At 40.7% G+C, this 25,400-nt stretch carries 35 protein-coding genes; 13 read left to right on the top strand and 22 right to left on the bottom strand.

Translation table 11 applies throughout. From position 1 onward, the window contains the following. Positions 1-47: 47 nt before the first annotated feature. Positions 48-1,415, top strand: a complete 1,368-nt coding sequence (locus BA79_RS13230; RefSeq protein WP_035703268.1) for an MATE family efflux transporter — start codon at positions 48-50, stop codon at positions 1,413-1,415. 21 nt (positions 1,416-1,436) lie between these two features. On the opposite strand, the gene bshB2 is transcribed toward BA79_RS13230, so the two are convergent. The 4 genes from bshB2 to rarD form a co-directional block, all read right to left on the bottom strand. Continuing rightward, positions 1,437-2,102 carry a bacillithiol biosynthesis deacetylase BshB2 gene (gene bshB2, locus BA79_RS13235; protein ID WP_007500738.1) on the bottom strand — a complete coding sequence of 222 codons (666 nt, stop codon included), beginning with the start codon at positions 2,100-2,102 and terminating at the stop codon, positions 1,437-1,439. Positions 2,103-2,119: 17 nt separating this feature from the next. Beyond that, on the bottom strand, positions 2,120-2,470 hold the full coding sequence (locus BA79_RS13240) for a YojF family protein (protein WP_008346474.1): 351 nt from the start codon (positions 2,468-2,470) through the stop codon (positions 2,120-2,122). Continuing rightward, positions 2,467-2,748, bottom strand: a complete 282-nt coding sequence (locus tag BA79_RS13245) for a hypothetical protein (RefSeq protein ID WP_035703270.1) — start codon at positions 2,746-2,748, stop codon at positions 2,467-2,469. Before BA79_RS13245 ends, BA79_RS13240 begins: the two co-directional genes overlap by 4 nt. A gap of 78 nt (positions 2,749-2,826) precedes the next feature. Further along, positions 2,827-3,738: an EamA family transporter RarD gene (rarD, locus tag BA79_RS13250; RefSeq protein WP_035703272.1), complete on the bottom strand. Its 912-nt coding sequence runs from the start codon at positions 3,736-3,738 to the stop codon at positions 2,827-2,829. A gap of 86 nt (positions 3,739-3,824) precedes the next feature. On the opposite strand from rarD, the gene BA79_RS13255 reads away from it, so the two are divergent. Next, positions 3,825-4,298 carry an Hsp20/alpha crystallin family protein gene (locus tag BA79_RS13255; protein ID WP_024718570.1) on the top strand — a complete coding sequence of 158 codons (474 nt, stop codon included), beginning with the start codon at positions 3,825-3,827 and terminating at the stop codon, positions 4,296-4,298. Between the two features lie 40 nt (positions 4,299-4,338). Here the strand turns inward: BA79_RS13255 and BA79_RS13260 are convergent, their stop codons facing one another. Together BA79_RS13260 and BA79_RS13265 are read right to left on the bottom strand one after the other, a co-directional pair. Next, on the bottom strand, positions 4,339-4,557 hold the full coding sequence (locus BA79_RS13260) for a hypothetical protein (RefSeq protein ID WP_003215921.1): 219 nt from the start codon (positions 4,555-4,557) through the stop codon (positions 4,339-4,341). A 75-nt stretch (positions 4,558-4,632) separates the two neighbouring features. Then, positions 4,633-4,965 (bottom strand): winged helix-turn-helix transcriptional regulator, encoded by a 333-nt coding sequence (locus BA79_RS13265; protein ID WP_008346466.1) that lies wholly within the window; start codon positions 4,963-4,965, stop codon positions 4,633-4,635. A gap of 141 nt (positions 4,966-5,106) precedes the next feature. Between BA79_RS13265 and BA79_RS13270 the strand changes: the two genes are divergently transcribed. From BA79_RS13270 to BA79_RS13280, 3 genes are all read left to right on the top strand, one after another. After that, positions 5,107-5,724, top strand: a complete 618-nt coding sequence (locus BA79_RS13270) for a nitroreductase family protein (protein ID WP_035703274.1) — start codon at positions 5,107-5,109, stop codon at positions 5,722-5,724. A 237-nt stretch (positions 5,725-5,961) separates the two neighbouring features. After that, positions 5,962-6,180, top strand: coding sequence for a DUF3311 domain-containing protein (locus BA79_RS13275; RefSeq protein ID WP_017359680.1), 219 nt, complete (start codon positions 5,962-5,964; stop codon positions 6,178-6,180). Beyond that, on the top strand, positions 6,165-7,658 hold the full coding sequence (locus BA79_RS13280; protein ID WP_035703276.1) for a sodium:solute symporter family protein: 1,494 nt from the start codon (positions 6,165-6,167) through the stop codon (positions 7,656-7,658). Before BA79_RS13275 ends, BA79_RS13280 begins: the two co-directional genes overlap by 16 nt. 246 nt (positions 7,659-7,904) lie before the next feature. On the opposite strand, the gene BA79_RS13285 is transcribed toward BA79_RS13280, so the two are convergent. Next, positions 7,905-9,290 (bottom strand): S41 family peptidase, encoded by a 1,386-nt coding sequence (locus tag BA79_RS13285; protein ID WP_008346456.1) that lies wholly within the window; start codon positions 9,288-9,290, stop codon positions 7,905-7,907. Positions 9,291-9,441: 151 nt separating this feature from the next. On the opposite strand from BA79_RS13285, the gene BA79_RS13290 reads away from it, so the two are divergent. Together BA79_RS13290 and BA79_RS13295 are read left to right on the top strand one after the other, a co-directional pair. Next, positions 9,442-10,140 (top strand): class I SAM-dependent methyltransferase, encoded by a 699-nt coding sequence (locus tag BA79_RS13290; RefSeq protein WP_035703277.1) that lies wholly within the window; start codon positions 9,442-9,444, stop codon positions 10,138-10,140. Between the two features lie 92 nt (positions 10,141-10,232). After that, entirely contained in the window at positions 10,233-10,496 is a 264-nt protein-coding gene (locus tag BA79_RS13295; protein WP_017359682.1) for a hypothetical protein, read from the top strand. A 49-nt stretch (positions 10,497-10,545) separates the two neighbouring features. Here the strand turns inward: BA79_RS13295 and BA79_RS13300 are convergent, their stop codons facing one another. The 5 genes from BA79_RS13300 to BA79_RS19155 form a co-directional block, all read right to left on the bottom strand. After that, entirely contained in the window at positions 10,546-11,376 is an 831-nt protein-coding gene (locus BA79_RS13300; protein ID WP_017367458.1) for a M15 family metallopeptidase, read from the bottom strand. 68 nt (positions 11,377-11,444) lie between these two features. Continuing rightward, on the bottom strand, positions 11,445-12,140 hold the full coding sequence (deoD, locus tag BA79_RS13305; RefSeq protein WP_007500754.1) for a purine-nucleoside phosphorylase: 696 nt from the start codon (positions 12,138-12,140) through the stop codon (positions 11,445-11,447). Positions 12,141-12,250: 110 nt separating this feature from the next. After that, positions 12,251-12,568, bottom strand: coding sequence for a YodL domain-containing protein (locus tag BA79_RS13310; protein WP_007500756.1), 318 nt, complete (start codon positions 12,566-12,568; stop codon positions 12,251-12,253). Positions 12,569-12,622: 54 nt separating this feature from the next. Continuing rightward, complete coding sequence (locus tag BA79_RS13315; protein ID WP_017359684.1) at positions 12,623-13,231, bottom strand: phosphatase PAP2 family protein; 609 nt, start codon at positions 13,229-13,231, stop codon at positions 12,623-12,625. Between the two features lie 51 nt (positions 13,232-13,282). Then, positions 13,283-13,453, bottom strand: coding sequence for a YozD family protein (locus BA79_RS19155; RefSeq protein ID WP_008346445.1), 171 nt, complete (start codon positions 13,451-13,453; stop codon positions 13,283-13,285). A gap of 119 nt (positions 13,454-13,572) precedes the next feature. Between BA79_RS19155 and BA79_RS19835 the strand changes: the two genes are divergently transcribed. Further along, a complete protein-coding gene (locus BA79_RS19835) occupies positions 13,573-13,707 on the top strand; it encodes a hypothetical protein (protein WP_017359686.1) in 135 nt (44 codons plus the stop codon). Here BA79_RS19835 and BA79_RS13320 read toward each other — a convergent pair. The 7 genes from BA79_RS13320 to cgeC form a co-directional block, all read right to left on the bottom strand. After that, positions 13,704-14,384, bottom strand: coding sequence for a hypothetical protein (locus BA79_RS13320; protein WP_008346441.1), 681 nt, complete (start codon positions 14,382-14,384; stop codon positions 13,704-13,706). The genes BA79_RS19835 and BA79_RS13320 overlap by 4 nt on opposite strands. 147 nt (positions 14,385-14,531) lie before the next feature. Next, positions 14,532-14,756 carry a YozE family protein gene (locus tag BA79_RS13325; RefSeq protein ID WP_008346438.1) on the bottom strand — a complete coding sequence of 75 codons (225 nt, stop codon included), beginning with the start codon at positions 14,754-14,756 and terminating at the stop codon, positions 14,532-14,534. 79 nt (positions 14,757-14,835) lie between these two features. Next, positions 14,836-15,117 (bottom strand): YokU family protein, encoded by a 282-nt coding sequence (locus BA79_RS13330; RefSeq protein WP_008346437.1) that lies wholly within the window; start codon positions 15,115-15,117, stop codon positions 14,836-14,838. Positions 15,118-15,119: 2 nt separating this feature from the next. Beyond that, positions 15,120-16,520, bottom strand: coding sequence for a lysine 2,3-aminomutase (kamA, locus tag BA79_RS13335; protein WP_008346434.1), 1,401 nt, complete (start codon positions 16,518-16,520; stop codon positions 15,120-15,122). Positions 16,521-16,636: 116 nt separating this feature from the next. After that, on the bottom strand, positions 16,637-18,013 hold the full coding sequence (locus BA79_RS13340; RefSeq protein WP_035703279.1) for a sigma-54 interaction domain-containing protein: 1,377 nt from the start codon (positions 18,011-18,013) through the stop codon (positions 16,637-16,639). A 155-nt stretch (positions 18,014-18,168) separates the two neighbouring features. Then, on the bottom strand, positions 18,169-19,464 hold the full coding sequence (locus BA79_RS13345) for a glycosyltransferase family 2 protein (RefSeq protein ID WP_035703281.1): 1,296 nt from the start codon (positions 19,462-19,464) through the stop codon (positions 18,169-18,171). Positions 19,465-19,482: 18 nt separating this feature from the next. Continuing rightward, positions 19,483-19,803, bottom strand: a complete 321-nt coding sequence (gene cgeC / locus BA79_RS13350; RefSeq protein WP_007500768.1) for a spore maturation protein CgeC — start codon at positions 19,801-19,803, stop codon at positions 19,483-19,485. A gap of 207 nt (positions 19,804-20,010) precedes the next feature. Here cgeC and BA79_RS13355 point away from each other — a divergent pair, with 207 nt between their 5' ends. Together BA79_RS13355 and BA79_RS13360 are read left to right on the top strand one after the other, a co-directional pair. Then, a complete protein-coding gene (locus BA79_RS13355; protein WP_007500770.1) occupies positions 20,011-20,412 on the top strand; it encodes a hypothetical protein in 402 nt (133 codons plus the stop codon). Positions 20,413-20,595: 183 nt separating this feature from the next. Next, positions 20,596-21,390: a CgeB family protein gene (locus BA79_RS13360; RefSeq protein ID WP_248596541.1), complete on the top strand. Its 795-nt coding sequence runs from the start codon at positions 20,596-20,598 to the stop codon at positions 21,388-21,390. A gap of 28 nt (positions 21,391-21,418) precedes the next feature. Here BA79_RS13360 and BA79_RS13365 read toward each other — a convergent pair whose 3' ends face one another. Continuing rightward, the gene (locus BA79_RS13365) at positions 21,419-22,141 is read right to left on the bottom strand and encodes an acylneuraminate cytidylyltransferase family protein (RefSeq protein WP_035703285.1); all 723 of its coding nucleotides are present in this window, start codon (positions 22,139-22,141) and stop codon (positions 21,419-21,421) included. Between the two features lie 253 nt (positions 22,142-22,394). On the opposite strand from BA79_RS13365, the gene BA79_RS13370 reads away from it, so the two are divergent. After that, positions 22,395-23,423: an SDR family NAD(P)-dependent oxidoreductase gene (locus BA79_RS13370; RefSeq protein WP_035703287.1), complete on the top strand. Its 1,029-nt coding sequence runs from the start codon at positions 22,395-22,397 to the stop codon at positions 23,421-23,423. Between the two features lie 52 nt (positions 23,424-23,475). Here BA79_RS13370 and msrB read toward each other — a convergent pair whose 3' ends face one another. Together msrB and msrA are read right to left on the bottom strand one after the other, a co-directional pair. Continuing rightward, complete coding sequence (gene msrB / locus BA79_RS13375) at positions 23,476-23,907, bottom strand: peptide-methionine (R)-S-oxide reductase MsrB (RefSeq protein ID WP_007500777.1); 432 nt, start codon at positions 23,905-23,907, stop codon at positions 23,476-23,478. Continuing rightward, positions 23,907-24,440, bottom strand: coding sequence for a peptide-methionine (S)-S-oxide reductase MsrA (gene msrA, locus BA79_RS13380; protein WP_035703289.1), 534 nt, complete (start codon positions 24,438-24,440; stop codon positions 23,907-23,909). Before msrA ends, msrB begins: the two co-directional genes overlap by 1 nt. A 138-nt stretch (positions 24,441-24,578) precedes the next feature. Between msrA and BA79_RS13385 the strand changes: the two genes are divergently transcribed. Together BA79_RS13385 and BA79_RS13390 are read left to right on the top strand one after the other, a co-directional pair. After that, on the top strand, positions 24,579-25,010 hold the full coding sequence (locus BA79_RS13385; RefSeq protein ID WP_007500780.1) for a MarR family transcriptional regulator: 432 nt from the start codon (positions 24,579-24,581) through the stop codon (positions 25,008-25,010). A gap of 52 nt (positions 25,011-25,062) precedes the next feature. Continuing rightward, positions 25,063-25,323 carry a hypothetical protein gene (locus BA79_RS13390; protein WP_008346413.1) on the top strand — a complete coding sequence of 87 codons (261 nt, stop codon included), beginning with the start codon at positions 25,063-25,065 and terminating at the stop codon, positions 25,321-25,323. The last annotated feature ends 77 nt before the right edge of the window (positions 25,324-25,400 follow it).

Consider the following 25,400-nt stretch of genomic DNA (forward strand, 5'->3'; position numbering starts at 1 on the left):
GCGTGATATAATTCCTCTCGTTATTTCTGTTCAGAGAGGAACTTATGATGAGAGAAACGAATAGTATTCGAGCAAAGTTGGCACAATTTTTAACCATATTGATTCCGATTTTAATTACACAAGCAGGTCTTTCGCTCATCACATTTTTAGACACGGTGATGTCTGGAAAAGTGAGTGCAGAAGACCTAGCAGGTGTAGCGATCGGTTCGAGCATTTGGACACCTGTTTATACTGGTCTTGCTGGCATTTTAATGGCTGTTACCCCTATTGTGGCTCAGCTGATGGGCGGCGGCCGCAGGGAAGATGTTCCTCGTGCGGTCTTCCAGGCCATTTATTTATCTTTTCTTTTAAGTATCGTGGTGATTGTCATTGGATCGATGTGTGTTCCTTTTATTTTAGGGCGACTTGGGCTTGAACCATCCGTAGAAACCATTGCCCGTCATTTTCTCAGCTTCCTTGCTATTGGAATCATCCCGCTTTTTGGTTATTCAGTCATGAGATCGTTCATTGATGCATTAGGAAAAACACGTGTAACGATGTTCATTACGTTAACCGCACTTCCTATTAATTTTGTTTTAAATTATCTCTTTATTTTCGGAAACTTTGGGTTTCCAAAGCTTGGCGGTGCAGGGGCAGGTCTTGCATCTGCGCTGACGTATTGGGCGATTTTCATCATGAGTATTTGTATTGTCATCAAAGCCGAACCGTTTGCATCCTTTCGGTTGTTTCAGACATTACCTCGTTTTAACGTCTCCCGAATGGGTCAAATACTGAAAATCGGTATCCCTATTGGGTTTGCGATCTTTTTTGAAACAAGTATTTTTGCAGCTGTCACGCTCTTAATGGGTCACTTTGATACCGTGACAATCGCCAGTCACCAAGCAGCAATGAACTTTGCTTCTATTTTATATATCCTGCCGCTTAGTATCTCAATGGCTTTAACGATTGTTGTAGGTTTTGAAGCCGGTGCCATGCGGTATAAAGACGCAAAAAGCTACAGCTATATTGGCATTGCAACAGCTGTTTTGTTCTCATTATGTACCGCAGCACTCATCTTGTTATTTAGACCTGAGATCGCTGGTTTATATACAACTGAATCAGCTGTTTTACAAATGACACAGCACTTTTTGATGTATGCGATCTTTTTCCAACTGTCAGATGCGATCGCTGCACCCATTCAGGGGGCTCTGCGCGGCTATAAAGATGTGAATTACACACTGATTGCTGCGTTTGTCTCTTACTGGGTCATCGGCCTTCCAGCTGGCTACTTGATTGGCACGTATACCTCATTTGGAGCGTTTGGTTATTGGGTTGGGCTGATTACTGGGCTTGCTGCAGGTGCCATCGTCCTATTTGTTCGTCTTAGGTTGATTGAAAGACGTATGCATTCTGATACAACAGGAAAAGGCAGCTGACTGAAGTCAGCTGCCTTTCATTTAGTCATTCCATTGATACGTCCAGAAAATTTCTTCATCAAACCATTTTTGAACGACTGGTTCTTTGTTTTTCAGCTTTTGTTCAAGCTCTCTTAGCATGCCTTCTGTTTGTGTTCTATGCGCTCTTAGTGCATTTAATTTGATATCGGCTACATCCGTAATATCAATCACAATATCGGCATTTCCTAGCACTTCTTCTCGATTTTTCGTAATGGCCATGCAGTATGTGACAGGACGGTCTTCTTTTTTCTTGCGGTATAGAGCACGAATGACCGCTTCACCTGTCGCATCATGATCAGGGTGTACGCCATGACCTGGATAAAACGTGACAATAAGAGTTGGTTTCACTTCATCAATTATGCGTTCCATCACATCCGCTAAATACTCATCATCTTCAAATTCCAACGTTTTATCCCGAAGACCAAGCATTCGCAAGTCTGTGACATCCATTTCTTTACATGCATTGATTAATTCCTGTTTTCTTAATTCAGGAAGTGTCTCACGGTTAGCATAAGTTGGACTTCCCATATTTCTTCCCATTTCTCCAAGTGTCCCGCATGCATACGTCACTGGAATTCCACGTTTTCTGCTTTGCGCGATGAGCCCTGCGACCCCGAAGGATTCATCGTCGGGGTGAGGCAGCATCACAAGTACATGTTCGTTCATCACTGTTCCCCTCTCTCCTACACCTGAAATGGTGTTTCACTAATTTGTAATGAGATCGCTAGTTTTCCGTCTGGCAGGTGTCCTGCTAACAGCAGGCGACCTTGTTCATCAAACACGTAATCGGTTAAACCTTCTGCGTAAATCCAGCCATCTTCTGTTTTCATCCCGACACGATATGGGCCTTGTCCTTTTATTTTTGCCTGTGAATAGACAACTTTTGCGTTGCGGATATACGCCACGACCGTCATATTTTGCTCATTCACATGAGCTGAATAAGAACCAGTTGTCGTTTCAAGATGAACGAAGACTGGCCGATTTAAAAACGATTCAAGATGTGCTGTGACATCTTCCGTTTGAATTGGTTTCATGAGTGGTTCCTTCCTTCATTTTGAATTAGTTCTCGCAGCTTTTTCGTATGTAAGCTGATCAGCTGTAGTTGATGACCCTGCTCAATAGCACTTTCTAAAATTCTTTCCACAGCGAGTACATACTTTTGATGTAATGACTTTCTTGCGCGAGGATGGGTGCGTGCATCAAGCAAATCATCTCGTATCGCCTCGTGTAATGAAGTCATATCCACTACATCAAGCTGCCGATTTTTCCATAAAGATTGATAAGCGTGTGCAAGCTCATCGACTGATGACATGTGATCACCTCTACAGTTTTGGTAACAACTTATTATGACATGATCCGCCTGCAAAAAAAAGCAAACTGCTTCGTCTCTTTAATGAGAATTCGCTGTTTTTTTCATTCGCAGTTGAGAGGTTGTAAATAGTAAAATCGCCACCCAAATACAGAGGAATGTCACGATTTTTGCTGCAGATAAGTGTTCGTGATACACAAACAGCCCCAAAAAGAGTGTAATGGTCGGTGCAATATACTGCAAAATACCAACTTGATATAAAGGAATTCTTTTGGCCCCTTCAGAAAATAAAAGAAGCGGTACAGCTGTAAAGACACCTGCAAAAAATAATAGCCCAAGAGAGCCGAAGCTGCTCGGATTCATCGTGACAACAGGTTCTTTTAAGAAGAAGAATAAGTAAACAAGCGCAGCTGGTGCAAGAAGCAGTGTTTCAATGGTTAATCCAATGGCACTCGTAAAACTCATCCTTTTTTTAATCAGTCCATAAAACCCAAAACTAAAAGCCAATACGAAAGCCACGACAGGAAATGAGCCGTACTGGACAGTTGAAATGATGACCCCAGCTGCGGCAATGAGAATGGCGGTGGTTTGCATTTTATTCAGTCGTTCTTTTAAGAAAATGATGCCTAGTAAAACTGATACAAGCGGATTAATATAATACCCTAAACTCGCTTCCAGCATCAGATCGTGATTTACAGCCCAAATATATACATACCAGTTGACCGAAATTAAAATAGCCGATAAAAGTAATGAAAAAAGTGCTTTTCCATCTATCATCAGACCTTTCACAGTCTGCATCCCTGGACGGACTTGCTTTAAATATAAAAGAATACCGCACATAAAAACAAAGGACCATATGATTCTGTGCGCTAAAATTTCGCCTGACGAAATATGCTCCATCAGTTTCCAATATAATGGGAACAATCCCCATAATGTAAAAGATGCAGCCGTATATAAGACACCTTTTGATTGTTGTTCGTTCAATCTAACCATTCCTTTCTAAACCTATCGTATATTATAGCACGCACATCACATTATGGGCATATACTAATTCAGGGCATTTAGAAAGGATGATTTGCATGTTTGACTGGAACCGATTATTCCCTTTTCAAAAGCAATTTTCAAAAGAAGCGTTAAAAAATTCAGATCCTAAAGACGTTGAGCAATATGTCAATCAAGTCATGGAAAGTGTTTTCGGCTCCAATTATTCTGCTCAATTCCCCTTTCAGGATCCGCTGTCTCAGCAGCAGAAAACAAGAGAAACAGACGATAAAAAAAAGAAAGAGCCGAATGTTGAAGTATTTGAGACGACAGATCACGTGTTTGTCAAAATAGAGCTCGATCGTCCGAACACGGAAAAAGTAAAAATCAAACATACAGCCAATCTGCTGTTTATTGATCATTTTCCTGAAGAGAATAAACAAAAGAAGGTTGTCCTGCCTGCTGCTGTGAAAAGAAAAGGAACAAAGGCATCGTATCAAGATGGTATTTTAGAAATTATGTTTTTAAAGCATGATGATCCAGGCATTTCTGAAATTGATATTCCATTATAAAAAGCCTGCTTTGAAATGGAAGCAGGCTTACTCTTTTTTCTTAATAATATGGTGGATATCCGCCGCCATAAGGTGGTGGAACAGGCGGTGGTGGTGGCGGGTAATATGGACGAGGATAATTAAAAATCGCACTTCCTAGAAATCCGCCAAGCAGTCCGCCGACTAAAGGAGCGCCAAAACCAAAAAACAAAGGGACTCTAGATTCATATGGCGGAATGCCAGGGGCACCGCCTCGAAAATACGGAGTATGAGGGTACATGCTTTTCTCCTCCTTTGTCATGTGCCTAACATCAGCATATTCATTAGGAGACAAAACGTTTGGGCAAACCTAAAACTAGGCTTGCTCCTTTTTTACATGAGATCCAGCATACTCCCCTGCCCAGCGCGATACTTCTCCGAACACACCATGTAATGCACTTCCTTTTTCGGTTAGACAATAGATGACTTTGACTGGCGTTTCAGGAAGTACAGTGCGCTTTATGATTCCTTCTTGCTCAAGCTCTTTTAAGCGTTCTGCGAGCATTTTTTGACTGATGGATGGAATAATATCCGTCAGGTCTTTAAACCGCTTCGGACCATCAAGCAATACATGAATGATGAGACCATTCCATCTTTTGCCAAGAAGCAAAAAAGCTTGCTGAATGTTTGGACATAATTGAAATTCCATATATTTCAGCCTTTCTTTTCATAATCGTTTGACAAACTAACGGTGTACAATTTAAAATATATCTCTAGTTACAATAAGTAAGTTTCTCACTTTTTTATTTATTGTACCATACTATTTGCAAAAACGGGAGGAAATATCCATATGGCGAGCGATCAAAAAACGATTGACATTTTAAAAGAAAGAGCTTCAGTAAAAGAGTATGATACAACTCATGAAATGACAAAAGAAGAGTTAACAGAGCTTCTTGATATCACAACAAAAGCACCATCTGCTTGGAACCTTCAGCATTGGCATTTCACTGTTTTCCATAGTGCTGAATCAAAAGCAAAACTTCTTCCAATTGCTTATAATCAAAAACAAGTCTCACAAGCTTCAGCTGTGATTGCAGTGCTTGGTGACCTTGAAGCCAATCTAAATGGTGAAAAAATCTACAGTGAGCTAGCAGAACAAGGTTTCATCACAGAAGATATTAAAGAAACACTGATGACACAAATCAATGGTGCTTACCAAAGCGAGCAATATGCACGTGAAGCTGCTTATTCAAACGCTTCGTTAGCTGCTATGCAATTAATGATTGCGGCGAAAGCAATGGGATATGATACATGCGCAATGGGCGGTTTCAGCAAAGAAGCTTACGTGAAAGAATTCAATGTGAGCGGTCGATACGAACCAGTGATGTTGATTTCTGTCGGGAAAGCAGCAAAAGAAGCTCACAAAAGCAATCGTTTTGACATCGAAGAAGTATCTGATTTCCTATAAAAAACGGCACAGTCTCAGCGTCATGCTGGGGCTTTTTTATTTGCTCTAAATATTATTTTTCCATACTTATTTTTAAGTCTTCCTTTCTCATTCTTCACTATTTACCTCTTTTTAAAAATGAAAGCGTTATATTAGTATGATATTCATAAAAATGATTGTTTTTTCTGAAAATGGTCTTGTGATCTAATCTGACAACTGCTATTATTATGAAATTACAAAATATTAGAGGAGGAAAACATGAACAAAAAACTGATACTGGCGCTACTCATCGCGATTCCATTCATTGGACAGCTTGCACTGCTCCCCTTTGTGAATCGTATTCATCCATTTGTCATCGGGCTGCCTTTTTTCCACTTCTGGCTCTTACTATGGATTGTACTCACACCCGTTTGCACATTTATCATTTACAGGATGCAACATTCAAATGGAGGAACTGACGAATGCAAGGAAACTTAACAGCTTTATTGATTACTGCAAGTATTATTTTCATCGTCGTGGTCATCGGTTTTGCCGCTGGTCGTGATAAATCATCAAGACAATCAGTCGAAGAATGGTCTGTTGGCGGGAGAAAATTTGGCGGGCTTCTCGTCTGGTTCCTTGTTGGCGCAGACTTATATACTGCTTATACCTTTTTAGGGCTCACAAGTACAGCTTATACAGCGGGAAGTGTTGCTTTTTTCGCTATCCCCTATTCAGTTCTTGCTTATTTTATTGCGTATTTCTTCTTACCAAAACTTTGGACGGTTGCAAAAAATCATAAGCTGACAACACTTGCTGATTATGCACGTGAGCGATTTGACAGTAAACTGTTATCTAGTTTGATTGCCATTGTTGGTGTACTCATGCTCATTCCATACATTTGTCTTCAGCTCAGCGGGATTCAAGATACGTTAACTGTCGCTGGAACGAGTTATATTAATGTGAATGCAGTTGTTATAATTTCATTTATTTTAGTTGCACTTTATACATTTTTCAGTGGTATTAAAGGTCCTACATATACAGCCATTATTAAAGATATTCTTGTTTGGGTGATCATGCTCTTTATGGTCGTTTCCCTCCCGATTATTCATTTTAACGGCTGGACCCCAATGATGAATACGTTAGCTAAGGAAGCCCCACAGCTTCTGACGATTCCTGAAGGCGGGCCTAAAGGCATTTTGTGGTTTATTACCGCATCAGGTGTTTCTGCACTCGCATTATTTATGTGGGCACATGCAGCAACTGGCGTTTTCACTGCAAAAAGCGCAGATGCCATCCGGAAAAACAGTATGTTTTTACCTCTTTACAACATTGTATTGATTTTGGTCATCTTCCTTGGCTTCATTGCCTTTTTAGTCTTACCGGAAGATACAAATCCAAGATTTGCTCTTCTTCATTTAATTCAGACGTCATATGGCGGCGTGATGCAGGGGCTTGCGTATTCAACGATTGCACTTGCTTCTCTCATTCCATGTTCGATCATGGCCATTGGGGCGTCGAATTTATTTGCCAATAATTTGTACCGTGATTTAATCCATCCAAATGTGTCACCTAAAAGATTGACCATGATCACTCGTTCAATGGTATTTATCGTCATTGGGCTGGCTCTACTATTCGGAATGCTCTTCCCAACAGCACTTGTAACGCTTCAGCTCATTGGTGTTTCAGGAATGGTTCAAATCTTCCCTGCCATTGCGATCAGCTTGTTCTGGAAAAAACAATCGAGAGAAGCAACGATTGCGGGTTTAGTTGTTGGCATCATCGTCACCTTTACAGCCAATATCTCACAAGTCACGTTTGGTCTTTATGAAGGATTTCTTGGTTTACTAGCAAACGTTGTGGTCATCCTGATTTTGAATCCATTCTTCCAAAAGAATGTCACATCTAATGCTGTGACAAGTGATTTGTTTGAAAAGAATGGGAAAACAACGGAACCTGTGGCTAACAAAGCGTAATACAAGAAAAAAAGCAGTCCCCTGATAAGGACTGCTTCAGCGTGTAGCCAAACCCTCGCATTCTTTGTCAGTCCTGCGTGCTGGTGCTCACGAATGTCAAATTCGCTCCGCTCCAGTACTCGTCCTTCCTAGACTTCAAAGGTTTTCTATCACGCTGAGCTGAAAAGAAGACAAAGGGCTAAAATAAAGTTCATTTTAGCCCTTTGTCAACAATTTGAAGCAGTCCCCTGATGAGGACTGCTTTTTCTATTTCATTTCTTTTTTCAACACTTCAATGGCTTTTTTCATTTGCGTGTCATTTTTCTTGAGCTTATCTTGGATGTTTGTCATCAGTACCGTCGTTGTGTCCCCTGTCAGAATACCATCAGCCTTTAGATCGTGATCTGATTGGAAACTTTTCACGATCGACTGGAATGCTTGATCATATTCTCCATTGGCTTTTGCTTTGTAGCCAAGCGCTTGGAACATTTTTTGAGCCGCTTTGACTTCATCTCCATCATCATTCAGTTGATACGTCTTTTTCGGACTTAAGTATGGCAGCTTCGCATAACTCGGCAGAGATGCTTTCACCTGTGGCTCAATTCCTTTTTTGTGAATCCAAGACCCGTCTGGTGTCAGCCACTTGGCAATGGTTAATTTCACACTAGAACCATCATTGTAGCTTTGCGCATTTTGAACAGTCCCTTTACCAAATGTCTTTTCTCCAACAAGTTGAATGCTAGAGGATTGGTGCAGAGCTGCCGCCATGATTTCAGCAGCACTCGCTGAACCGCCGTTTACAAGAACAACTGTCGGCTGATGAACTTTGCGTTCTTTTTCCGCTTTGTACACTTGTTTCTTTCCTTTTTCCTCAACCTGCATAATGACTTTTCCTTTATCGATAAAGTCATTGCTCATTTCAATTGCTTCTGTCATAATGCCGCCTGGATTATCTCTCAGATCAATGACAAAACCTTTTGCCCCTTTTTTCTCGAGGTCATCAATCGCTTTATCCAATTCTTTAGACGTGGTTTCAGCAAAAGAAGTGATTTGGATTTCGCCTATTTTATCTTTTGTTAGTTTTGCATACACCGTTTCAAGCGGAATCGTATCTCTTGTGATCGTGACATCCACATTTCCAACACCTTGTCTGTTCAAATGCAGTTTGACATCCGTTCCTTTTTTCCCTCTGATAAGAGAAACAGCTTTATTCACTGACATACCTTTTGTACTTTTACTATCCACTTTTAAAATACGATCATGAGGTTTCAAACCAGCTTTTTCAGCAGGAGAGCCTTTAATCGGTGCGACAATTAAAATTTGTCCATCCTTCTCTTCTACTTGTGCACCAATTCCTTCAAATGAAGATGAAATGGTGTTGTTAAATCCTTCGGCTTCCTCCTGATCCATATATGTAGAGTATGGATCATCAAGTGATGCAATCATTCCTTGAATCGCACCGTCTACTAGTTTTTGATCATCCGTTTTTTCGTAATACTCGTTTTTTACCTTCGTATATGCAGCCATGAGTTTACTAAACTTCTCATCTCCTGAAACGCTGACAGCACCTTGTTTTGTGATCACAAATGTAATCGCTGAGGAAAGCGCTGCTGTCACCAGAATGGCTATCACGAACTTGAATTGTTTTTTCAAAAAAACACCACCTTTATCTCCTTTCATTATTATCAAGGACGATTCTTCATCCGTCAACCAAAGGATCAAACTTCTATTTGAAAAGATAAGCCATTTCGCCTTGCAATGCATAATCTTTAGAGAGAAACATGATAAAGAAAGAAGGGATTCCATGAGTGACTATGTAGAAATGCTTGCCTATTTTGGTGTATCAGGTGCCCATCCTGGCGGAATTGAGCTAACAAAAACGATGATTGAGCATCTTCACTTGGCGTCTGACGATCGTATACTGGATGTTGGATGCGGCACAGGACAAACAGCCGCCTATCTAGGACATTTAGGTTATGAAGTAGAGGCGATTGATACACACCCTTTGATGATTGAAAAAGCCAATCTGCGATTCGAGCGGGAACAACTACCTTTCCGTGCACAGCAAGCATCGATCGAACACCTGCCATTTTCAGATGACTCGTTCTCTCTACTGATCAGTGAATCTGTTTTAAGTTTCACCCATTTACCTGCTGCGCTTGCTGAGATCAAACGGGTGCTTGCTCCTGGAAAACAATTGATCGCAAATGAGGCTGTGTTAAAAGTGCCGCTCCCCTCAAAAGAACAGGCAACCATTCGGGAGTTTTATGGGTTTCACTCCCTCTTTTCATTTCCTGAATGGAAAAAACAGTTAGCGTCCGCAGGATTCCGTGACATTCAGATTCTCTCATTTGATGAGCACATGGTGCAGGAAGAGCCGACCGAAATGGAATTATCAGATCAAATACCACCTTCTCTTTATGATACATTACAGACACACTATGACCTGATTCAAACACACCGAGAACATCTGAGTCACCTTGTATTTGAATGTACAGTATAAAATGAGCGAATCTCCTATATGTTTTGTCCAAACTCTATGAAGTCTTTCGCATAGGATAAGAGTGAAAAGAGTTTGTCATAAGGAGGAAAAACATGGAGCGCTACTATAAACTTTGTCAGCAGCATATGGGGAAAGTAGCTAGAATTACTGATCGAAATGGCAGAGTACATGTTGGACGTATTGAGCGGGTGTCAAACCGCAAAGTTTATATCCGTCCAGTCGGCGGGTCCCGCAGGGGCTTAGGCTTTGGCTATTACGGAGGTTATTACGGAGGCTATTATGGCTGGGGTCCAGCTTATGGCATCGGTCTCGGTTTTATTACCGGCTTCGCATTAGCAGGTTTGCTCTTTTTTTAAAACGGCGTATAAAAGAAGGCCTCCCAGCTTCGGGAGGCCTTTTATTTGTTTATATTTTCTTCACTTTGTTCATATACTCTTCGAATGTTAAATCATGATCGTGCATCGCTTTTGCAGCTTCTTTCCCTACATAGCGCAAGTGCCACGGCTCATATTCATATTTCGTGATGTCTTCTTTCCCTTTTGGATAACGGATGATAAAGCCATATTTATAAGCGTTTTTGGCTACCCATTTACCATCAGGTGTTTCACCAAATTTTTCAGAGATTTCAAAGCCGGCACTTTTTGAGGAAATATCCATAGCTAAACCTGTTTGATGTTCACTTTCGCCTGGTAAGGCTACGGCTTCTTGGGCTTTTTCTTTCCCTTTTAGTTTCACTTCACTATCAAAAATGACCTTTTGACGATCATAGGAACGATAGCCCGATACTGCAGCAAGCTCAAAGTTTTCCTTTTTAGCACCTTTGAATAACTTCGCAAGTGCCTCCGCTGCTTCTTTTCGAATATATCGTTTTTCAATATCCTCTGAAAAAGAGAATTCCACTTTTGGTACAACGAGATCAGAAGGTTTATAGGTTCCTGGCAGTGCATATTCTTTGTTCACTAAAGCAAGCACATTTTCAGGGTTTTGAATGGTCTTCAGTCCGCTCACTACCTTGATGTCATTGAAATATTCACTCTTTAACGTCAGCTCTTGATTAGATGAATCTGCCGTATCGTTTGAGTTTTGCTGGGGTGATGAACTTGCTGCGTTCTTTTGTTCGTTTGTTTTGTTAGATTCAGTGGTACCGCTTTTCTGATCCAGCAACTGGCAGCCTGATAATGCGGCCGTCAAACCAAGAATCGATGCGATTGAGAGTATTTTATAGCTTTTCTTCATGACATACCTTCCTTTTGCTCTACTAAAAAAATAAAGATGCGCTACATCGTAGCACACCCTTTATACTATTATAAAACAGAATCTAGTGCAATTAAGATCATTTCGTCAAATGTCGTTTGACGCTCTTCAGCAGTTGTTTCTTCTCCTGTTAGCACATGATCGCTCACTGTCAGAATCGACAACGCTTTTCTGCCAAATTTTGCAGCAAGCGTATAAAGAGCCGTTGTCTCCATTTCGATCGCTAGAATTCCATATTGATCCATCAGCTCAAGTGGTTTTTCATTATAAAACTGGTCTGCTGTAAATACATTCCCAACACGCACAGCTACATTTTTCGCTTCTGCTGTGTCGTAGGCTTTTTTCAGTAAACCAAAATCAGCACATGGTGCGTAATCAATCGGTCCAAATGCCACACGGTTCATTTGAGAATCTGTTGATGATGTTTGAGCTAAGATGACGTCACGTACATTGACATCTTTTTTGATCGCTCCGCAAGAACCAACACGGATTAAGTTTTGAACATCATAGCTTTGGATCAGCTCATTCACATAGATCGAAATAGACGGTACGCCCATTCCAGTACCTTGTACAGAAATGCGTTTTCCTTTATATGTTCCGGTATAACCATACATGCCGCGCACTTCGTTATAGCACACAACATCTTCTAAATATGTATCTGCAATATATTTCGCACGAAGCGGATCGCCTGGAAGCAATACCGTTTCTGCAATTTGTCCTTTTTCTGCTCCAATATGTACACTCATTTTTTAGCCTCCACTTACGTTTAACATGTGTTTAGTCCCATTTATTATAAACGATTGAGATCAAAAAAGAAAATACCAGCTGAAAGTAAAGCTGGCATCGTCGTTTATATTTAACTCATCGTCATTAGGCGTTCACTGCGTTTCCATCCTGCCGGAAAGAGTTGGTAGTAGCACTTCCCTTTTTTCTGGTCATCAATCACAACGATATCCCCTGTTGTGATAAACCGTGCATTGTAATCATTAGGGACTGTATCTTGTACATTAAATGTCGAGAATGCTTTTTCTAGTACATCAAGGTGTGTCCTGCCGCCAATCTTTGTCCGGTACACAGGCTGATGTCCGCTTTCTGCACCATATTCAGGTGTTTGATAAATGGTTAAGTGATAAGCTGAAGGTTTCTTTTGAAAAAATCTCAACGTCAATTGCATTCAAATCCCTCCCCTTTTATATAAAATTGGCTGGGATCTATGAATTTCCTTCTTCTATTTTTGTCGAATGACGGACAATTTTTCGTCAATCTTTTTACATATGAGAAATAAAGCTAGTCCTATCGCAAAGCCCCCTGCTACATCAGTGACATAATGAACACCGATATACATCCTGCTGATGCCGATCATCAGCACATAGCACCCTGTCACCATGTAGACTGCTTTTTGTCTCTTTTTCAGCCACGGAACCATTTCAATGAATAGATAGGCGATAAATGGATAGATCGTTGCTGCATTCATAGAATGTCCGCTCGGAAAGCTGTAATAGGTCTCATTCACTAGATGATCAAAGGCTGGACGCTCTCTAGCAAACAGTCCTTTCAGTTCATGATTGACCGTTTTTTCTGCTATATATAGTAGAAAAAGCAGCATAATAGAGTGGTAGCGTTTATACATAAACAGCACCACGCTAAAGATGAGCATGATTGGGACAAGCAGCGCACTGATACCAAAGTCAGTCAAAGTCAGCATGACATCATTTAAAAAAGGAAGTCTGATGTTTTCAAACGATAAGATGATCTGGTTGTCCAACTCCTGGAACATGCCAGACACCATAAGCGCTGCGATGGCGCCAAACAAAAGGAAAAAAATGATGACATACACGCGAACCAATTCCCCTCCCTTTCTACTCAGAATCTCTTCAAAGTATAGTGCCTACCGCGCCTCTTCTTCAACTATCATTGCTTTCCTCAGCATATATTCAAATGTAATATCGGCAAGCTCAAACGTTTCCAGCTCAGATGGTATGTACCCTCTTTTGACCAGCTCCGTGTAGAAGAATTCTGCAATTTCCTCTGTATCAATCACCAAATCTGCTTCTTTCATTGCTTTCCGCCTCCTTTTTTATGATGTATGAACGCTGCCTTATTTTTATTACAGTTTGTCATAATGGCTCATTCCATACATATAAATGCAGTAAACGAAAAGAAAAGGGGCATGAGGCAATGAAATGGTTAAGCATTTTAGATGGACATACTTTTGATCAGGTGATGGGCCGTATCTTGAGGGGATGGTTTTATGTGATTGCTTTTTTCTGTGTTCCTTACTTTTTATTCGTGTTAGGACAAGTCTTCTTTTAACCAAAATGCTCGTTTAAACTTTCCAAAATAAAGTCCATCATATCCTTATATTCTGGGTCTTTGAAAAATTCATAGAGAATTTTATAATCATTGTAAATATCAAGAAGCTCATCCACTATAGATACAGCGAGAAATTCTAGTGATGCTTCGCTTTCTTGTTTCTCTTCTAACTGTAATAGAGCGGTTTGCACCATATCTTCCTCTATTTCTTTTGAGGTTTCTCCAACGTAATGCACAAAAAGAAGCTGATGAACAAACTGATCCATCTCATATTTTCTTAGGACAAGCGTCAAGTCTTCTTCTTCTGTTTCCAGCCATTCTCCGTCTTTTAACCTTGTCAGTTCATAAATGACATCTTCCCAGCCATCTTCAAGGTAGCGCCATATCTCAGTCCGATGGCCAATGATTTTAAATAGCTCTTTCCCGTAATCCTTTACATATACAACATCGCCAATGAGGAACTCATATTCAATGTCCAGCTTTTCTGTATCTACAATCACCCCGTCGTACTCATCGTAAAGCTGGAGTGATGTTTCAAAATAAAGCACCTCATTATGATTGACCTCATATAGATAATGTTGGTCAATTTGATGGACTTTTGTTATCGTTCCAACTGTGCCGTACATGACAACGACGACAATATCCCCTACTTTATATTTTGGTGCTTTCGCCTTCATTCTGTCTCCCCCTTGCCCGACTTTTGGTCTTAACGTATCGTATGCCGGCGCAAGGAATTCTGCATGGGCAACCACACCATGCAAAACGCCATTTTATTTCTTCATGAAAAAACCGCTTCTTCCATACGGAACAAGCGGTTGTGTGTGTTATTTTTTTTTGACTTCTACTTCGTATTGCTCAAAAGCCTCATCAAATGTCGTCATGGAGCTTAAATAGTCCCCATTTAACTCTAAATAGGCACATAGCTCATGATAATCAGTGGATGCTTTAGGAAAGCTGTGATCTTCATAAGCAGCATTTGCAAAATGACTGATGTCATCCTTCGGTTTTGGATGTCTATACTTCATTAAATAATGGTAAAACGACTTCACCTGTTTTTCCCTCCGCGACACTCTATTTTGTTGTTATATTATACAGGAATTTGATGACTTGTATAGGCGGAGGTACAACTTATGAAGAAAAATCAAAGTAATTACGCTTTAATAACCGCTCCATGCTCATTAATTCTTCATATAAGATTTTTTCTGGAAGTTTTGTTTGATCGACTAAAATTAATTGATCTTCTATCTCTTTTACTGTCTCATCCTTCTGATACGTCATCCCGCAATGCGTGCAAGAAATCGAAGGCGTTTCCAAAATCTCAATCGATTGTGTGCCCGTGATGAGTTCCCAATAGACTGTGGTCTGTCCTGCGTTCGCTTTCTTCTCCTCACACCAATCACATGTCAGCAACGTTATTTCTCCTCCTTTACGGTTTGTTCTTTTTTGAGCTGGGCTTGATATTTCTTCTCTTTTAATTCATCTCGTTTTTCACGTTTGTTTTTGAGCGTATCATGTTCAGGATTCGTTTCATAAGACTCTCTTCGTTTCATTCGGCTTAAATTTTCAGGCGTAAAGGATCTTGCTTCATCCTCAAATAGAGCAGTTATGCCAATGGCGGGTTCTTTCTTTTCTTCATAGATTTCATTAAAATACGCATCTGCTTGGCCTGCGACGTAATGTTCTGGCTCCGGATAAGAGGTGATCACACCTTCAAAGTTACGCAGGACCACTTTCTCTGGGCTTTGAGATAATAAATAATTTGGCTGTAAGGTGATCTTACCTCCTCCGCCTGGTGCATCTACAACAAAGCTTGGCACGGCATAACCACTCGTATGTCCTCTTAAGCCTTCAATGATTTCAAGGCCTTTTGAAACCGGTGTTCTAAAGTGGCCGATCCCCTCAGATAAATCACATTGATAAATATAATAAGGTCTGACGCGAATCATGACGAGATCATGCATCAGCTTCTTCATAATTGGCACACTGTCGTTAATTCCTGCTAGGATCACCGCCTGATTACCAACAGGGACGCCAGCATTGACAAGTCGCTCACACGCTTCTTTTGCTTCTTTTGTGATTTCAATGCTTGTATTAAAGTGAGTGTTCAGCCAAACAGGATGATATTTTTTTAAAATCTCACACAATTCATCTGTAATTCGCTGCGGAAACACGACCGGTGCACGTGTTCCAATTCGAATGATTTCAACGTGAGGAATGTCTCGTAAGTTTTTCAAAATGTATTCAAGCACTTGATCATTAATTAACAGCCCGTCACCGCCTGAAATTAACACATCCCGCACTTCAGGGGTTTCTCTAATATATCCAATGGCGGCATCTAATTGCTTTTTCGGCACGCCCATCCCGATCTGACCGGAAAAGCGCCTTCTCGTACAATAGCGGCAGTACATGGAGCACTGATTTGTGACAAGAAACAGCACACGATCTGGGTAACGGTGCGTTAAACCTGGAACAGGTGAATCCTCATCTTCATGGAGCGGATCTTCGAGGTCATATTTTGTTTTATGAAGCTCTTCTGCAATCGGTACAGACTGCATACGGATTGGGCATCTTGGATCGTCTGGATTCATCAGTGAGGCATAGTAGGGTGTTATGTTGAGTGGAATGGTTTTCGTGGAAATCTTCACCCCTTCTTTTTCCTCTTCTGTTAAGTTCACGACTTTTTCTAAATCTTCAAGCGTTTTGACCGTATGCGTCAGCTGCCAAATCCAGTCGTTCCACTTTTCCTCGGGTACGTCCTTCCAAAGTTCAATGTCCTTCCAATGTCGCGCAGGTTGATACAGTTTTTGATTCATATCCATTCCCCCTATCAGCATTCACTTTATACTATGCAAGTTATGTGCCAACATGGGAAAATGCCCCTATTCTTTAGAAAAGGAGCTTTTCCGTCACATTCACCTGTTTGAAGTGCCTACTTTTCGGCATCTGTATATTTTTTTAGCTTATACTGCAATGTTTGTCGAGGAATTTTTAAAGCGGCTGCCGTTTGCTTAATATTCCCTGCGTGCTGTCTTAAAGCTTCTTGAATCAGCGTTTGTTCAAATGACGTCACTTGACTTTTTAATGAGGACTCTGGCGGATGACTTTCTATCTGATGCGTCCGCAAATGGACAGGGAGATATGCTGTGGTGATTTCTTCTGCTTCCTTTGGCATCATCAAGACGGCATGCTCGATCGTATGTTTTAATTCTCTCACATTCCCTGGCCACTGATGGGCCATAAATACTTGGACAGTTTCTTCAGAAAGGCGGTTGACGTTTTTTGAAAATTGCTGATGATACGTTTGAATAAAGTGGCTGGATAACAGCTGGATATCATGCTTCCTTGTGCGAAGCGGCGGGATATGAAATGATGACACATGCAGTCTATAAAATAAGTCTTCTCTTAACATTTGTTTTTTAACGGCTTCAAATGGGTCGATATTGAGGGCAGTAATCACTCTGACATTTACTTGAACCGCCTTTGCATCACCTATCCGGCGGACAACACCATCCTCTAACACACGCAGTAATTTTGTTTGAAGCGTAAGCGGCATCGCTTGCAGCTCATCAAGAAAAAGCGTACCACCATCTGCTAATTCAAACAGCCCCTTGCGATCTATTGCGCCCGTATAACTTCCTTTGACAGACCCGAATAAAAGACTTTCAAGCAGCGATTCTGGAAGAGCAGCACAGTTTTGCGGGATAAAGACTTGATCTTTCCGATCAGATGCATGAACAATCGCTTGTACGAGTACCTCTTTTCCTGTCCCAGTTTCCCCGAATACCATAACCGATGAAGAATATGCAGCAGCTTTTTTCGCTTTCTCCAGCATCTCTTTTAAGTGTGGATCATTTGTTAAAAATGAAGAAAAATCGAGCATTTGAGTGGTCTCCGCGGCACCATCCGTTCGTTTTTTTTGATCTAAACGATTCGAAAGCGCCGACAGCTTCGACACATCCTTCGCTACTTCTACCGCCCCAATTAACTTGCTGCCTTCTATAATCGGCAGTGTGGTGTTGACGGTCTCAATTTTTTCTCCATTTTTATTCAAATAGGTTTGCAACGAATGATAAATGGGTTTTCCTGTTCTAAGTACATGCATGAGTGTACTTGTCTTTTCAGTTAATGAAGGATACACATCCAGTATGTACTTGCCAATCACCTCTTCTTTCGCTAAACAGTCGAACTTCGCTGCATTATGATTATAAAAGATGGTGACCCCTTGATCGTCTACAACGTGAATCGCTTCATCAATGGCTTCTAAAATTAATTCAAACCAATCCGCTCTTTCGACAACCTTCCCCACTATTTCCCCCTCACTTTCTATGCCGAAAATCCGGCACGTATTGCCCAATTTTCAGCGGCTTGATGATATTCAACGTGTTCCCCTATCCTTTTCACGTTTCGCTTTTTCCTTTCGATCTCCTGCTTTTTTCGTCAATTCTAAAAAAAGCACCCCTTTTATGAGGAGTGCTTTCGTCCTGATATCTGATAAAGAGACAAGTCAAATTCCTGAAGAGACTCCATATACAGTGGCACAATTGGCTTTCCTTCTTGAAAAAATGCAAATTGAGAAGGTTGTAGTTTGATTGGCTGATGGTAAAACGCAAATATTTTCACTACCTCAGGGACAATTCGGCAAAAGGTATCATGCACAAATAAATAGACATCTTGTTTCCATTTAAACAGCCGTCTATTTGGTGGGCTGAATATTGGAGATACTTGAATGATGCTGCCTTCCTCAAACGTCTCCAGCTGCTGTTTTGTGACCGTGTAAATCTCCTTTTGATGAAACTGAAAATATTGCACATCACGTCTTGAAGCAAACCGTCTTTTTGTCTGATGTTCAATATAATAAAATGTTCTGCCGTTATCTGCAGTGACGACTGTATAATTCGGAACTGTCAGCGGCTCGTTCATTTCATATTTCATCGTACATAAGGAAGGAACACGAATCGCACGCCTGTTCTTTTCATTCACCCAGCGCTTGTCAATTAGATGGAGACATCCGTGAGCGATTTGATAATAATCGCCATCTCTTTCAATCACAGTTCCGTCAATTAAATCGTAGGGCATACTCGAAAACATATGATGGAATGATTGTGGCGTTTTATATGTGGTATCTAGTACTTCTTGTAATGGAAAGAACGCAGCAAAATGATTCAGTCTCATCCAAAACACAGAGTCAGCATGATGCCAATGTTTTGGTTCGTCGGCCCAGTATTGTCCGTATTTTTCATGAATAAACGAAAGCAGCCGGCTTCTATGCATAACAGAGCAATGGTCGACTTGAAAGGATGCATGCTCCAACACTTGATCTGCTTCTCGAACGAAGCTCGCCGTTTCCACCAAATGCTGATTCACATGCACGACACGTTGCGAGGAATAGACGATATCTATGTGAGGCTTCGATTGAAAAACCTCGACCATTTTCTCTAAACGATCTTTTCTGTAGACTGTATCATCAGTTACATAACAAACCAGCTCACCTGTTATACGTGTTAATGCTTCATTAATTAGCGTTGCATAACGTACAGTCTTCAGCCGGTTTGCAGGATGAATTTGATGAGAATACAATTGAATGCGCTTATCCACTAAATAAGGCTGCATCTTTTGGATCGTTTCTTGTTCAGAGCCATCATCCATGATCAAAAGCTCCCAATGCTGATACGTTTGTTCTACCACACTCTTTAGCACACGTTCAATGAAATCAGGTTTGTTGTAGCTTGTTAATATCACTGATACTTTCATGACCATTATCCTTTTTTAAATAGATTAAAAAGCCCCCCAGCTGACAATGTTCACATAAGGAACACTTACTCTTAGCTGATTTGTCGCATTTTTAAAGACTGCTACTGAGTCAAACAATTGTACGACAACCACGTTTTGCAGCACATCTCCATTGACTAAATGAACACGCGGCAGCGGAATGCCGAGCTCAAGCCATGGGCGTAGCAATTCTTTAATCTCTGACGCACTCCCTTCCTCACTTTCTTCTAAAAGATGAAGAAGAAGTATAATCAACACAACTTCAAGTATTCCTTCTGTTTCTAGTAATTCTTCGTTCCAGCCATTTAATAGTTGTTCAAATTCCATTCAGATTCCCTCTTTCTTCTCGTTTGATCTTTACTAGAGTATGAGGATCACTTCATTTAGCATCAGCATTTGAAAACATTTTTCAAAAATGTGTGAAGTCATTAAATGAAAAAAGAACAAGGAATGAGCATTCTGCTTATACCAAAAAAAGAGAACGGCATATACATAGTGGTGTGTTTGAATGGATGAAGAAAGGATGGGGAAAACATGAGCGAAAAGCGTGCCGAATTAAAAAAAGAGCTGTTAAAGCTGTTTTTCAAACCGCTTAGTCATGCGTTAACAGTTAATCTCGAAGAAGGAGGAGTTCAAGTGGAAGAAAAATTGAACGATTTATTTAGTGAGGTGGCTGCTGAAGCATCACCTTCAGATTCTGCTACAACACTCGACGTATCTCAACCAGCAAGATGGATTTTTGCAAGACTTGCACCTGGAACAGTCATTAGCATTGTCATGGACTCAGGTGACTTAATCGGACCCGTTCAATTCGTATCATTCGATGCTTCAACAGGTGTTGTTTTCGTCACACAAGAAAGCTCTGTGACACCTACGGGCTCTGCAACGACTCTATTAGATGTAGATAAAGTAGAAAGTGTTACGTTCACATCTTAATGTGAGAGGGCCATCATGAAGCTTCTTTATATCAGCTCTGGCTACGGTGGAATCTATCGGATGTTTGATCAATGGATAGAAGATAGCTTCATTGATTCCCCCTTTTCATGCATCAAGGTGGAAAGGGAAACTCTACCCGCTTATATGCACAAAATCCGGACATTTTCTCCGGATTTTGTTTTCATGATGATCGGTGATCATATTCCAACAGAACTGCTTCATCAATTCAAACAAGAAAAGATCCCCGTTGTACTGTGGATGACAGAAGACCCTTTTTATATAGATGTGTCAGCTGCATGCGTAAGTGATGCACAGCTGATCTTAACGATTGACGAAGGTGCTTTGTCATTTTACAAACAAATGGGCGCTGATCACACGCACTACTTTCCCATTCCAACCAATACACACGTATTTCAGAAAAAAGAATCACCACATGAGTCGTGCATTTATGACATTGCACTCATTGGCTACCCTTATCCAAACCGCATCAAAGCCATCAATACACTCTTACATCAAAACAAATGGCGCATTCTCGTAGCAGGAAAAGAGTGGCATCGCGTGTTGAATAAATCACGCAGACGATATCGTGATCTCTCACTGATGACCCACTGGCTGAGTCCCGAGCAGATGGCAGACATCTATCAAACATCAGCCATTGTTCTGAATCCGCACAGGCCCGCGCAATTTGCCTATAATCAAAACAAAGCCAATGTTCAAAATATGAGCCTCAACAACAGAGCATTTGATATCGCTGCAAGCGGAGGCTTTCAGTTGACAGATCTACAACCGTCACAGGCATTTTCAAGCTTCGCTTTTTACACACATGAAAACGATTTGATTAAGCAGGTCGAGCACTATGTAACAAACCCTCAACAAAGACAATCGGTTGCAGAGAACAATTACGAGCAAGTCGTTCGCTGGAACACATTTGATACGCTGCCTTACAGACTTTATGAAATAGTCAAAAGCGCCCTATGACCGGGCGCTTTTTCTAATTGCCATCATCTTATGCCGTTCCTTCTGCATCTTGCCGAGCCAATAAAATCTTCTCTGCCTTTTTCCGATCTTCCTCACTTTTCACAACAAGCGATTGCGCATGATCCATCATATATGCACCAACAGATCCTTCTAAAAAGGAATGAATGCATTCTTTTGCATATGGAACATGAAACGCATAGACAGCTCCATTTAAACGCCCATACGTATAAGGGTGCTCCTGAGTTGGTACAAAAAAATAATGATTGTCCTTATACAGGCTGGCTTCATTGGTGTCATGAAGTGTCCAAGTTTCATTTGGATTTTCTAACGCCTCTGTAAAAGAAGCCGCACAATCATATCCCCCCTCTACTAGAAGCTGCAAGCAGGTCTCAATATCTGCCGTCTGCCTTAGTGGTGATGATGGATGCAAATACAAAACAATATCAAATGTCTTTCCCTCTCGTTCTAAATAAGCAAGCGCATGCTTCACAGCTACTAAAGAAGGTGTTTGTTCTGTCACATGTGTGCTTGGCAGTTCAATCACATTTGCTCCATAGTGGGACGAAATGATTTGAGTATTCACATTCTCTGAAGATACGATGACTTCATCTAATTCAATCATTTGTAATAATGGCTGAATGGTCCAATAGATTAGCGGCCGCTCCGCCAATACGCGAATGTGTTCAGCATGATGCCCCTGCTTGCTGCTAAAAGCTGGTATCATGGCTAAAATACGATTTCCCCTATACATGTATGATCTTCTCCCCTCGCGCAGCTCAGTATCAGTGAATACATTCTGAGAGCTGAGCTGATCGCCGTACTGAAGTCTTCAGGTGCCTCGCTATTCTACTTAATCTTCTATCTCTACATATTCTATTAAGTCGTCAAGCAGATGGTTATAATTGGTTCACCTAATTTATGCATGAAGTGGTTCTTTTCCTCAAACGTCTTCCACTCTTTCACATATGATGCAAAGTAGAGAAATGAGAGTTGGGGGATTAGATATGTCCAAACAAATAGAAACGAGTTTGAAGACCTTTTTTCGTGACAAAATCATCTTGGTCACAGGCGGTACGGGTTCGATTGGCCGGCAGATTGTGAAAAAATTAACAGCCTGCTCTCCTAAAAAGGTCATTGTCTTCAGTAAAGATGACAGTAAACAATACATGATGAAAAATGAATATGCGGCAAATCCAGAGGTTGTATTTGCACTTGGAGATGTGAGGGATGCAAGCCGCGTCAGGCAGCTTGTCAAAGGAGTAGATATCATCTTCCATGCAGCTGCACTCAAACAAGTACCCACCTGCGAAGATAATCCGTTTGAAGCTGTCCAAACCAACATCATCGGCGGACAGCATGTCATCGAAGCAGCACTTGAACATGAAGTCAGTCATGTTGTCAACATTTCAACCGACAAAGCGGTTTCTCCGACAAATGCCATGGGAGCTACAAAATTAATTTCAGAAAAATTGTTTTTTCAAGCGAATGAAAGTATTTCAAATCAGAAAACGAGGTTTTGCTCTGTCCGGTTTGGCAATGTGCTTGGATCAAGGGGTTCCGTCATCCCCATCATGCTTCAACAGTTGTTAAATGAACAACCTCTAACTGTAACTGATCCTAAGATGACACGCTTTTTTATGTCTATCGAAGAAGCTGTATCTCTCACGCTTGAAGCAGCTATCATGATGAAAGGCGGCGAAACGTTTATTCTCAAGATGGAGTCATTACAGCTGGCTGATCTATTGAAAGCATTTCATGAATATGCCGGTCAGATTAATGTTCCTTCTCCTGATATTCTCGTTGTCGGCAAAAGACCTGGAGAAAAACTTCACGAGGAGCTCACATTCCCTCACGAGGCAGATGCACTGTTTGAACATGAACAATTTTACGCCATTTTACCAAGACCACATCTTCACCCTCATTTTCAAAAAGTCCATTTGACCCATTACACATCAAACGAAGCACCGCTCATTACAAAAGAGAAGCTGTTTCACATCATTGAACAATTACATCATACACACCATAAAAAATAAAAAAATCGTCACATGGAAGCAACTGACTTCCATGTGACGATTTTTAAATCAATTATTGAAAGATGTGTTTCAAATGACCGTAGCCTTCTTTTTCAAGATCATCCTTCGGGATAAACTTTAAAGCGGCAGAATTAATACAATACCGAAGACCGTTTGGCCCTGGGCCGTCAGGGAATACATGACCAAGGTGAGAGTCGGCCGTCTTACTGCGAACTTCTGTCCGCACCATGCCATGGCTCGTATCTACTTTCTCTTCTACCTCTTGATCTTCAATCGGTTTTGTAAAACTTGGCCAGCCGCAATGGGCATCAAATTTATCTAATGAAGAAAACAATGGTTTGCCTGAAATGATATCTACATAAATGCCCTCTTCCTTATGATCCCAAAATTCATTTTGAAATGGCGGCTCAGTTCCATTATTTTGCGTCACTTCGTACTGCATTCGGTTTAATTCTTTGATGCGCTGCTCTTTTTCGTTAGCCATTATTTATCACTCCAATGAGATTGAATAAAACCTGCTCTGCCCGAACCGACATGGTATCGTTCGTAGTGCATTTTGTTCTTTTTATAATAATGCTGATGATATTCCTCAGCAGGATAAAAAGGACCAGCCTCTAAAATTTCTGTCACGATTGGCTTTTGGAAAACTCCACTTTGGCTCAGCTGCTCTTTTGATATTTCTGCAAGTTGCCTTTGTTTTTCATTGTGGACATAAATCCCTGTACGGTAGGACTCTCCTCTATCACCAAATTGTCCTCCATCATCTGTTGGGTCTATTTGCTGCCAATATAGTTCTAATAGCTTCTCATACGGAAAAACGTCTGGATCAAAGGTAATTTGAACGGCTTCTCTATGGCCTGTCGTATTTGTACATACTTCCTCATAGGTTGGATTCACTGTATGTCCGCCAGTATACCCTGATTCAACTTTGATAATGCCTGGCTGTTCATCAAAAGGTTTAACCATACACCAGAAACAGCCTCCAGCAAATGTGGCTAATTCTTGTTTTTCAGACATATTAGTGCCCCCTTCATTTAAAAAATGGTATCATCATATTATAACATGATAAAAAATAATGAAAATGATACGACTTGTATACCTAAAAACAAATGAAAGCATTCTGTCGTATCTTAAAATATAATGGGGGTTTAATGATTGGAACAAAGAAAACAAATGATGTATGAAATGGATACTTTACTGAGAACCGTATTTAAGCAAATACGTTATGAAATTAACAGCCTGCTTGAAAACGAATTATCTCGGAATGAATTTCTCATTTTAAATCTGCTGCGTGAACAAGGCGCAAAAAAAGTAACGGAGTTCGCCTCAATTCTCGGTGTATCAGCAAGCCATATTACAGCTGTAACCGACACACTTGTAGAAAAAGGCTGGATCACTCGTATCCGTTCAAAAGAGGATCGACGCATCATCAAAATCCACTTAACCGATAAGGGTAAGGAAATTACTGAGCATTTTGAGAAAAAGAAAACAGAATACTTCATGGAACGATTTGAATCATTTGATGATGAAGAACTGAAAACGATGATCAAATTATTTAAAAAGCTGGATAAAAGTCAAAAAGATTAAGCATAGATTTTAGCGTGGAGGATATGCTACGGATAAAAAGGTGGAATGAACCATGACAAGTCCATATCTTTGTCCGAACTGCAAAACCAACAGAACGCGTTTTAATCTCATCGAGCAGCATTCAGAACCTGTGAAACTTGATCCAGCAACTGGAGCTATTGTCGAAACATATGAAGGAGATCAGCTTTCTCCTTTTCACATGAACTATCAAGGACCGAAAATCAAAGTCCAGTGCGGCGTTTGCGGATTAATTGAGGATGAAAAAACGTTCATTAAGTTGGCTGAATATCATCAATATTCATCTCCTTCTTAATACGAGAGCCTGACACTTTTTGTCAGGCTTTTTTCTATGTTTCTTTTGCCTATACAGATCGTCCCTTTCTTGCATAC

Origin of the sequence: Bacillus altitudinis 41KF2b (assembly GCF_000691145.1) — a bacterium.
Taxonomy (GTDB): Bacteria; Bacillota; Bacilli; order Bacillales; family Bacillaceae; genus Bacillus; species Bacillus altitudinis.